This is a genomic window from Mycobacterium simulans (assembly GCF_900232995.1).
GTDB lineage: Bacteria > Actinomycetota > Actinomycetes > Mycobacteriales > Mycobacteriaceae > Mycobacterium > Mycobacterium simulans.
In genome coordinates this window covers 688853-698600 of the sequence record NZ_OCVX01000005.1, presented here as the reverse complement: position 1 = coordinate 698600, position 9748 = coordinate 688853, and the positions used below count along the sequence as shown (strand labels likewise).

Below are 9748 nucleotides of genomic sequence, written 5' to 3'. Positions count from 1 at the left end.
CCATCACCGAGCACCTGTCCGCCATTGCCGCCGTTACCTGCGGCCCCTCCGGCCCCGGCAACGAAGCCTTGCCCACCGGAGCCGCCGGCCCCGCCATGGCCACCTACCCCGAATAGCTGGGCGGAACCGCCGTTACCGCCGGCACCGCCCATCCCCGCGTTGCCGGCGTCCCCGCTGCCATTATCGGCGTTGCCGCCGTTCCCGCCGGCGCCGCCATGTCCGCCGGCGCCCGACAACAAACCGCCGCTGGCGCCATCAGCGCCGCGACCGCCCTTCCCGCCGCCCGCATGGTAGCCGGCGGTATCGGAGCCCCCAGCCCCGCCGGCGCCGCCGGTGCCACCGTCGCCGAACAGCCGCCCGGCCGCGCCGGCAGCCCCGCCATTTCCGCCGTTACCGCCGCCGCCCATGCCGTTTCCGCCGGCGCCACCCTTTCCGCCCGCTCCACCGGCGCCGATCAGCCCGGCGGACCCGCCCGCACCGCCGTCGCCGCCGTTGCCGCCGAGGGCGAAGGTGTTGGAGTTGGTGCCGTTCCCTCCGGCGCCGCCGGATCCACCGGAGCCGAACAGCAGCCCGGCCGCTCCGCCGTTGCCTCCGGCCTGGCCGGTGCCGGGCGCGCCGGGCGCGCCGTTGCCGCCGTTACCGATCAAGATCCCGGCATTTCCGCCGTTTCCGCCAGGCGTCGTCGCGTTGGCGCCGTCGCCGATCAACGGGCGCCCCACCAGCGCCTCGGTGGGCGCGTTGATCGCTCCCAGTACGCCCTGTTCCAGGTTCTGCAACGGCGAGGTGTTCGCCGCCTCAGCACTGGCATACGCGCCGGCACCCGCTTGGAGGGTCTGCACAAACCCGTTGTGAAACGCCGCCACCTCGGCGCTTATCGCCTGATACTGCTGCGCGTGCGCGCCGAATAGCGCAGCAATCGCCGCTGATACGTCATCAGCGCCCGCGGCCAGCACGCCCGTCGTTGGGGCTGCAGCGGCGGCGCTGGCCGAGCTGATCATCGACCCAATCCTGGCCAAGTCCGAAGCTGCCAGCGTCACCAACTCCGGGGTTGCGAACACATATGACATAGAACGGCCTTCCATTAAGCCAGGTAAGCCGGGTAAGCCGGGGAGCTTGAAAGACCGGCCGCACCCCGCGAGGAGGCGCCACCCACGAGAGGGTCGACGCGACTGTTTCGCCCCGTGCGGACTGCGTTGTCCGGGGCAACTATAAGATACATTCACGTATACGATATAGCAATAGATTTGATATGGAAATGTATCTGATCACTGTTGATCTCGAGCCAGCGCCCGGAAGGGCGCGCGAGTCATCCCCGAGCTCAGGCGGGCGCTAGCGTGTGCAGGTCGCGATGATCCCGTTATTGGTCGACGCCACGACCAGCTGACCCTGGGCGTTGACGATCGCGCAATTGAGACGACCGCGGAGGCTGGTCGCGATGACCGACTCGGTCTGCACGCCCGGGTTCAAGACCACTACCTTCGTCCACGGCAGCGCCACATTGACGTCCGTCTTGAGGAAGCCTCGCTCATCTGTGTAGACCACGTTCACCAGGTCGAGGAGCTGCTTCGTTCCGGTCACGCTGTAGACGACGGTGCGTGGACTCAACGCGGCGCCCGGCGGAGCGGTGGCTTGCGGCGGTGCGGCGGTGGGGCTTCGCGGTGCGGTACTGGGCCAGGGACTGCTCGGTGTCAGCGTGGTAACCGTCTCCGGGGGAAGCTGGGGCCGTGAGGTGCTTGGTGCCGGTGTCGGCGTGACACGAGGTGACATGCTGGGCGGGGCCGTCGATTGTGGGGTGGTTGACAGCACCGGCCGGGGTGCAGGTGCTCCGACGGTCGCCTTGGTGGTCGCGCTGTCTCCGCTATTGATGATGACCGCCGTTGCGATCGCGCCAAGCGCCACCACACCGCCGATGATCGCAGCGACCGGGCGCCATCGACGATCAGCCGGCCAAACCAGCTCTCCGTAGCCTCCCTGACCATAGGAGTCGACTCCGGTGGTGTCATAGCTCTCGTCGTCCGGGTAGTCCCGCACGTCGTCATAGAGGGTGTTAACTGTGTTACTGATGGTGCCGATGTTATCGACGCGGAGGCCGGCGGTCGGGCGTCGCGCGGGCGGGTAGACACGGCTGGGACTCAACCGTAATGAAGCCGTTTCGCTCACCGCGAACCGCCCGTAAGGGCCGTGGCGCAATGCGCCGGAGGCGTGTCCACTAGCCTGCTGCTGACACGCCTGCGACGAAATGCTGCGATTTTTCAAGGAAGGGGGCCACCGTGGAGGTCAAGATCGGTATCACGGAAAGTCCGCGCGAGCTGGTGTTCTCCAGTACGCAGACGCCCGATGAGGTCGAAGAGCTGGTAAGCAGCGCGCTGCGCGAGGGTTCCGGTGTGTTGAATCTCACCGACGAGCGTGGCCGTCGCTTCATGGTCAACACTGCAAAGATCGCTTACGTCGAGATCGGGGTTGCCGACGCCCGCCGGGTTGGCTTCGGAATCGGCGCTGAGGCCGTCGCGAGAGCGGCTACGAGCGAGTAAGCGGCACGTGTGAGAGCCCACCCCAGGCGAACTGGACGGTGCCCTCGACGGCGTCCGCTTTAGAAATCGGACGGTCGGAGTCCAGCCAGTACCTGGCGCAGTCCACGCTGATACCGACCAAGCCCACCGCGACCATGCGGGCGCGATGTGGATCCAGTCCGGAATCCGCGCTGATCAGGGCGAAGACCGCGTCGATGCAGGACTCGGTGGCCACCCGCACCTGTGCGGCAACCTCGGGTTCGGTGACGTAGTCGTTTTCGAAGATCAGGCGATAGCCCTGGCTGTCGTGCTCGATGAAGTCGAAGAACGCCTGAACCGCGGCATGCAACCGCTCTCGGTTGTCGGTCGTGGTGCGCAGTGCCTGCTGCACCCCGGAAACCAGGTTGTCCACGTGCCGATGAAGCACCGCCAGGTACAGTTCTAACTTGCTCGAAAAGTGTTGATACAGAACGGGTTTACTTACACCCGCACGGTCGGCGATCTCGTCCATGCCGGCCGCGTGGTAGCCGTGGTCGACAAAGACGTCGCTGGCAACGACTAGCAATTGGCCACGACGCTCATCGCGGGGTAGCCGGTTACCGCGCCGGCTCGAGGTCACCGTGGCGTCGGCCGGCCGGCCGCGTTCGGCCGACCTGACGGCACGCCGTTGGGCCGCCTTGGCGAGATCGCTCATCGGTCCTCAATCTGATTCGCGCTGATTTTTCGGGCCACTATCCCATCCCCGCGGCCGCACGTTTGTCGCAATGACATTACTACCCCAGGCGTTCGACCGGCCCTAACCGGCGTCATCGATGGTCCCGTCGAGCCGACTAAGGCGCCGTATTCGGGCGCGCCAGGGGTCGCAGCCGGAGCCGGCTGTGCAATCCTGAGGAAATGACGTTCCCGAGGCCTGTGCGCAGCACCGGTCGAGTTCCCGTGCTGCATGAGCAGTGGCGCGAGCCACTGCGTGCTCAGCGCGACCCGCTCGCCGCGGCGGCCGGACGGGCTCGGGCCGACCGCGACCGGCCCCGTCGCTGGCGCAAACAAACCTGGCTGGGACGGTTCGTGTCCACCTATGGCTGGCGCGCATATGCGTTGCCGGTTCTGGTGGTGGTCACCACGGTGGTGATCTACCAGACGGTGACCGGGACGAGCGTGCCGAAGCGGGCGGTGGCCCAGGCCATTCACGACCCGCCGGCTATCGGCGTGGTGGGTACCGCGATCCTCGACACGCCGCCTCGGGGCTTGGCGGCGTTCGACGCCAACCTGCCGGCGGGGACGCTGCCGGATGGCGGCCCCTTCACTGAGGCGGGCGAGAAGACCTACCACCTGATCCCGGGCGCGACTGCACAGGTCGGTCAGGGCACGGCCAAGGTGTTCAGGTACACCGTCGAGATCGAGAACGGTCTAGACCCCACCATGTACGGCGGTGACAGCGCGTTTGCCCAGATGGTTGACCAGACGCTGGCCAATCCGAAGGGATGGACCCACAACCCGCAATTCGCGTTTGTACGCGTCGACGGAGCCAGCGGGGCCAAGCCCGACTTCCGCATTTCGCTGGTGTCACCGATGACGGTACGCGAGGGATGCGGCTATGAATTCCGGCTGGAGACCTCCTGCTACAACCCTTCGTTCGGGGCGGACCGGCAGTCACGGGTGTTCATCAATGAGGCGCGCTGGGTGCGTGGCGCGGTTCCGTTCGAAGGCGACGTCGGGTCCTACCGGCAGTACGTAATCAACCATGAGGTCGGGCACGGCATCGGGTACCTGCGCCACGAGCCGTGTGACAAGCAGGGTGCCCTGGCTCCGGTGATGATGCAGCAGACGTTCTCCACGTCCAACGACGACGGCGCCAAGTTCGACCCCGAATGGGTCAAGGCGGACGGCAAGACCTGCCGGTTCAATCCGTGGCCTTACCCGATCGCCTAGTTCGGCGATGTGTTGGGGGAAGCGTCGCGGCATGTTTGCCGTTATTCAGAGCAACTGCTGTGATGGTGAGAGCTGATCGAAGCGAAGCCGAGGAGATGTTTAGGTGTCGATATCCCAGACATCACTGCCGCCACTAGTTGAGCCCGCAGCTGAGCTGAGCCGCGACGAGGTGGCCCGCTACAGCCGCCATCTCATCATTCCCGACCTGGGCGTCGACGGGCAGAAGAGGCTCAAGAACGCGCGTGTGCTCGTGATTGGCGCGGGAGGGCTCGGATCACCGGCGTTGCTGTACCTGGCGGCCGCCGGCGTCGGGACCATCGGCATCGTCGACTTCGACGTCGTCGACGAGTCCAATCTGCAGCGTCAGATCATCCATGGCGTGGCTGACGTCGGCCGCTCCAGCGTTAACTACCGCGACCTGTATCCGGAGCCGCCGCCGCCCGGGATGGTGCCATCCTGCGCCGAGGGCGGCGTGCTGGGCATCATCTGCGCCTCGATCGCGTCGGTGATGGGCACCGAGGCGATCAAATTGCTTACCGGGTTGGGTGAGACACTGCTGGGCCGGCTAATGATCTACGACGCGCTGGAGATGACCTACCGCACGATCAGGATCCGCAAGGACCCGTCCACGCCCAAGATCACCGAGCTGGTCGATTACGAGCAGTTCTGCGGTGTGGTGTCCGACGATGCCGTGCGAGCCGTCAGCGGCTCCAGCATCACTCCCCAGGAATTGCGCGAGATGATGGACCGCGGCAAAAAGCTGGCCCTGATCGACGTTCGCGAGCAGGTTGAGTGGGACATCGTGCATATCGACGGCGCTGAGCTCATCCCGAAATCGTTGATCAGTTCGGGTGAGGGCCTGGCCAAGCTGCCTCAGGACCGCACCACGGTGCTGTACTGCAAGACCGGTGTGCGCTCAGCCGAGGCGTTGGCCGCGGTGAAAAAGGCCGGTTTCTCCGACGCGGTCCACCTGCAGGGCGGGATCGTGGCCTGGGCCAAGCAGATGCAGCCCGACATGGTCATGTACTAGCTGGTAGGCCGCAAGGCCTCCCCGATGACTAGTGGGTGGCGACACGCTGCGCCCCGCGTCGCGGCGCTGGCGGTCACCACGGGTTCTGCTGGGTGGCGACACGCTGCGCCCCGCGTCGCGGCGCTGGCGGTCACCACGGGTTCTGCTGGGTGGCGACACGCTGCGCCCCGCGTCGCGGCGCTGGCGGTCACCACTAGGCTGACGCGTGTGACTGTCGAGCCGCCGCCAGAGCATGTGTTGACGGCATTCGGTTTGACCGGTGTGCAGCCCACCCCGTTGGGTCCCGGCTGGGACGGCGGCTGGCGATGCGGCGAGGTCGTGTTGTCGATCGTGGCCGACCATGCTCGCGCGGCCTGGTCGGCTCGCGTCCGGGAGACGTTGTTCGTCGACGGCGTACGCCTCGCCCGGCCGGTCCGCTCGACGGACGGTCGATACGTGGTTTCCGGGTGGCGGGCAGATACATTCGTCGCCGGCACACCCGAGGCCCGCCATGATGAAGTCGTGTCAGCGGCTGTGCGACTGCACGAAGCCACCGGCAAATTGGAGCGCCCTCGATTTCTGACGCAGGGACCCACCACACCGTGGGCGGACATCGATGTGTTCATCGCCGCCGACCGCGCCGCGTGGGAAGAGCGGCCGCTGCAGTCGATTCCGCCGGGAGCGCGAACGGCGCCGGTGACGGCGGATGGCGAGCGATCGATCGATCTGATCAATCAGCTCGCCACCCTACGCAGGCCGCCCAGGAGTCCGAACCAGCTCGTGCACGGAGATCTTTACGGGACAGTGCTTTTCATCGGCACTGCCGCACCCGGGATCACCGACATCACGCCGTACTGGCGGCCCGCTTCCTGGGCGGCCGGCGTTGTCGTCGTCGACGCCCTGTCCTGGGGCGAGGCCGACGACGGCCTCATCGAGCGCTGGAGTGCGTTACCGGACTGGCCACAGATGTTGTTGCGCGCGTTGATGTTTCGCTTGGCAGTGCACGCTTTGCACCCGCGGTCCACCGCCGAGGCTTTCCCGGGTCTGACTCGCACTGCGGCCCTGGTGCGCCTGGTGCTTTAACCCTCGCTGCCGAACTCGTAGCGGACCTCGCCCAATGCAATCTTGCCGTCTACGGCCAGAACGCCTTCTGCTCGCAGCAGCTCCAACTGCCGGGTAGTCAGATGCCGGGCCGGGCGGCCCGAGGCGGTGATCACCCGGTGCCAGGGCAAGTCGGAGGAGTCGACTCGCATGATCCAGCCCACGATGCGCGGACTGGAAAGCCCTGCGACAGCGGCGATGTCGCCGTAGGTGGAGACCCTCCCGGGAGGGATGGACGCGACCAACGACCGTACCAGCTCGACCTGCTCGTCGGTTACCCGTGCCATCGTCAGCGCCCTTTCAGCCGATCGCGGACAACCGCGGCGACCTCCTTGGGCTTGGCCTGGGGAACCATGTGTCCGCACTCGAACTCCAGCAGCTCGAAATCGGCACCCATTTGGTCCCGAAGCGCAGTAATCAGCCCCTCGCTGACATACTGCGGATCGGCGCGGACCGCCCGCACCAGTGTGGTCGGAGTGCCGGCTGGCGGCAGCACGATGTCGCGGGCCAGTTCGCTCCAGTAGCACACCATCGCGGCCAGGTTCATCCGCCAGCTGTACCTTCCGTTCGCCAGCGCGATGAGGTGTTCGGCGATTTCGGCGTCGAGCACGGCGGGATCCACGTCCGACCAGGCCCCGAACGCCTTCTCTGCGCGGGCCTCCGCTGGGTCGGTGTAGTCGGGAAACGCCACCATCGCGTCGACGACCTCGCGCACCCGGGTGCCGTCCACAGCAACCGCCGGATCGAGCAGAACCAGGGCGGCCACCTGGTCTGGGCGAGCGGCGGCCAGCTGCAACGCGACAGCGCCGCCGAACGAATGGCCAACGACCACGACCGGACCGTCGGCCTGGTCGTCGATTAGCGAGGCCAGTGCCGAGACGTTGGCGTCGATGGTCCACGGCGCCGCCCACGACGATCTGCCGTGGCCCAGCAAATCTGGTGCGGCAACGGTTATTTCGGGTAAGTAGCCGGCTAGCAGTTCCCAGGACTGCCCGTGCTCGGTCACTCCGTGGATCGTCAACACCTGCGCTGGGCCGGACGGACCGTAGCGGTGCACGTGAAGGTCGGCGGTCACGCGTCGATAATGCCAGCACTCGTGACGGATTCGGACGGCTGCCGTCGTCGCGGGGGAGTGCAAGCGGACCCGGACGACAGGGGAGCATAGCGTTGGCTAGTTTTCTTTATAGCCAAGACGCATCGAAACGCCTGCGACTGTTATCGGCGCCGCGTTATGGTCTGGCGGTTGCCGGCCGGTTGCTGTGGGAGGTCTCGTTGGAGAGGACTTCGTTCGGACGGTACCAGCTGATCGAGGTACTGGGCCGAGGCGGCATGGGCGAGGTGTGGCGTGCCTATGACACTGTCACCGACCGAGTCGTCGCCCTGAAGATTCTGCCTGCCGAGATTTCCCACGACGAGGTGTTCCAGCAGCGGTTCCGTCGCGAAGCCCATGCGGCCGCGCGATTGAGCAGTCCGCATCTGATCCCGATTCACACCTATGGGGAAATCAACGGACGGCTGTTCGTGGACATGCGGTTGATCGAGGGCCGTGACCTACAGTCGGTGCTCAGCCGCGGGCCGCTGCCGCCGGTCCGGGCGGTGCACGTCATCGAGCAGGTTGCCAAGGCGCTGCACGCCGCGCACCGGGACGGGCTATTGCACCGAGATGTCAAGCCGTCCAACATCTTGCTCGACGACGACGACTTCGCGTACCTGATCGATTTCGGGATCGCGCGCGCGCCAGGCGAACTGGGTCTGACGGCGACCGGCGATGTGATGGGAACCGCTCATTACATGGCGCCGGAACGGTTCAGCACCACACAGATTGACGCTCACTCGGATATCTACTCGTTGACCTGCGTCCTCTATGAGTGCCTGACCGCGCAGTACCCATTCCCCAGCGACAGTCTGGACCAAGAGATCGGCAACCACATCGCGACTCCGCCGCCACGGCCGTCGCGGGCCAATCCTGGGGTGCCATTGGGCTTCGACATGGTTATCGCCAAAGGCATGGCCAAAAGTCCCGGCGATCGCTACGACGCCGCAACGGAGTTGGCGCGAGCCGCCCACGACGCCCTCGCCACGCCTCCGCTGCAGTCGTCCGTATGGACACAATCGGCAACCACCGACCATATCGATCGCCACGCCCGTCCGGACAATGGTGAATCGCACACCCCTCCGCGGCAAGATGCCTTCGTCTCACCGACCAGCCCGCGACCGCTGCCCAATGCGTTCCCGGTCCCAGCGCGACAACCCCCTGCTGGATGGCCAGCCGAGTTGACTCGGTCGCTGTCGCCGCCATGGTGGCGCCGCAAGACAGTCGTTATCGCGGCCGCTGCCCTACTCACCGTGGCTGCGACCGTTGCGGCCATGGTCACGGTGAGCAAGTTGCGTCCAGAACCCGAAGAACCCCATCAGGTGACGCTGCCTTTCAGCGGCTTGCGGGATCCGCAAGGTTTGTCGGTAGACAATGGCGGCACGGTCTACGTCGGTGACACCGACCACAATCGGGTGTTGGCATTGCCAGCGGGCTCGACCACCCCAGCCGAACTGCCCTTCCAGGGCCTGCACTACCCGACCGGTGTGACGGCGGACAACACCGGCACGGTCTACGTCAACGACGCCGGCAACAAACGGGTGGTGGTACTTCCCGCCGGGTCGAAAACCCAAATCACACTTCCCTTTACCGACCTCAGCAATCCGACCGGCTTGTCGGTTGACAGCAGCCGCACCGTCTACGTCACCGACACGGCGAAGAATCGCGTCGTGGCGCTTTTCGCCGGTTCGAACACGCAGATCGAACTACCCTTCACCGGTCTTAACGATCCGACCGGCTTAGTGGTGGACGGCAACGGAACGGTCTATGTTGCTGACGGCGGCAACAATCGGGTCCTGGCGTTGCCTGCGGGCTCGAAGATGCAAGCGCCGCTGCCCTTTACGGGCCTCAAGCAACCGGGCGGTGTCACGGTCGACAATAAGGGCGCGGTGTATGTCACCGACACCGGCAACAATCGGACGCTCAAACTCCCAGCAGGCTCCACGACGCAAGTCGAGCTGCCGTTCACCGGCCTCGACTATCCGTGGGGTTTGGCGGTCGACAACCTGGGCACCGTCTACGTTGGCAGCCGCAATAGCCAAATAGTGGCACTTCGGCAAAGGTGAGCGGTCCTGCGCCAGCGGACTTGTCAGACCCTCGTGATGT

The 9748-nt window shown here is 66.0% G+C and carries 10 protein-coding genes; 5 read left to right on the top strand and 5 right to left on the bottom strand.

Annotated features, from left to right (window positions below):
- A partial coding sequence (locus MSIMFI_RS21820) for a PE family protein (RefSeq protein ID WP_191499073.1) occupies positions 1-1067 on the bottom strand: 1067 nt, incomplete at its 3' end.
- 262 nt (positions 1068-1329) lie between these two features.
- The gene (locus MSIMFI_RS21815) at positions 1330-2064 is read right to left on the bottom strand and encodes a hypothetical protein (protein ID WP_224770372.1); all 735 of its coding nucleotides are present in this window, start codon (positions 2062-2064) and stop codon (positions 1330-1332) included.
- A gap of 206 nt (positions 2065-2270) precedes the next feature.
- Between MSIMFI_RS21815 and MSIMFI_RS21810 the strand changes: the two genes are divergently transcribed.
- Entirely contained in the window at positions 2271-2531 is a 261-nt protein-coding gene (locus tag MSIMFI_RS21810; RefSeq protein ID WP_085252038.1) for a DUF3107 domain-containing protein, read from the top strand.
- Here MSIMFI_RS21810 and MSIMFI_RS21805 read toward each other — a convergent pair.
- Positions 2518-3204 (bottom strand): TetR/AcrR family transcriptional regulator, encoded by a 687-nt coding sequence (locus MSIMFI_RS21805; protein WP_191499071.1) that lies wholly within the window; start codon positions 3202-3204, stop codon positions 2518-2520. The two genes, MSIMFI_RS21810 and MSIMFI_RS21805, sit on opposite strands and share 14 nt — an antisense overlap.
- A gap of 200 nt (positions 3205-3404) precedes the next feature.
- Here MSIMFI_RS21805 and MSIMFI_RS21800 point away from each other — a divergent pair, with 200 nt between their 5' ends.
- The 3 genes from MSIMFI_RS21800 to MSIMFI_RS21790 all read left to right on the top strand — a co-directional run bounded on the left by MSIMFI_RS21800 (position 3405) and on the right by MSIMFI_RS21790 (position 6531).
- Entirely contained in the window at positions 3405-4439 is a 1035-nt protein-coding gene (locus MSIMFI_RS21800) for a DUF3152 domain-containing protein (RefSeq protein WP_191499070.1), read from the top strand.
- Positions 4440-4548: 109 nt separating this feature from the next.
- Positions 4549-5469, top strand: coding sequence for a ThiF family adenylyltransferase (locus tag MSIMFI_RS21795; RefSeq protein ID WP_191499131.1), 921 nt, complete (start codon positions 4549-4551; stop codon positions 5467-5469).
- Positions 5470-5676: 207 nt separating this feature from the next.
- On the top strand, positions 5677-6531 hold the full coding sequence (locus tag MSIMFI_RS21790; protein ID WP_191499069.1) for a TIGR02569 family protein: 855 nt from the start codon (positions 5677-5679) through the stop codon (positions 6529-6531).
- Here MSIMFI_RS21790 and MSIMFI_RS21785 read toward each other — a convergent pair.
- Both MSIMFI_RS21785 and MSIMFI_RS21780 read right to left on the bottom strand, forming a co-directional pair.
- Positions 6528-6836, bottom strand: coding sequence for an MGMT family protein (locus MSIMFI_RS21785; protein WP_186242015.1), 309 nt, complete (start codon positions 6834-6836; stop codon positions 6528-6530). The two genes, MSIMFI_RS21790 and MSIMFI_RS21785, sit on opposite strands and share 4 nt — an antisense overlap.
- Before the next feature lie 2 nt (positions 6837-6838).
- Entirely contained in the window at positions 6839-7624 is a 786-nt protein-coding gene (locus MSIMFI_RS21780; protein ID WP_186242016.1) for an alpha/beta fold hydrolase, read from the bottom strand.
- A gap of 197 nt (positions 7625-7821) precedes the next feature.
- Here MSIMFI_RS21780 and MSIMFI_RS21775 point away from each other — a divergent pair, with 197 nt between their 5' ends.
- Positions 7822-9708 carry a serine/threonine-protein kinase PknD gene (locus MSIMFI_RS21775; RefSeq protein ID WP_186245617.1) on the top strand — a complete coding sequence of 629 codons (1887 nt, stop codon included), beginning with the start codon at positions 7822-7824 and terminating at the stop codon, positions 9706-9708.
- The last annotated feature ends 40 nt before the right edge of the window (positions 9709-9748 follow it).

Bases quoted from the DNA above. Each gene is read 5' to 3' on its own strand.
- MSIMFI_RS21805 (WP_191499071.1), bottom strand. From the start codon at position 3,204: ATGAGCGATCTCGCCAAGGCGGCCCAACGGCGTGCCGTCAGGTCGGCC.
- MSIMFI_RS21785 (WP_186242015.1), bottom strand. From the start codon at position 6,836: ATGGCACGGGTAACCGACGAGCAGGTCGAGCTGGTACGGTCGTTGGTC.
- MSIMFI_RS21800 (WP_191499070.1), top strand. From the start codon at position 3,405: ATGACGTTCCCGAGGCCTGTGCGCAGCACCGGTCGAGTTCCCGTGCTG.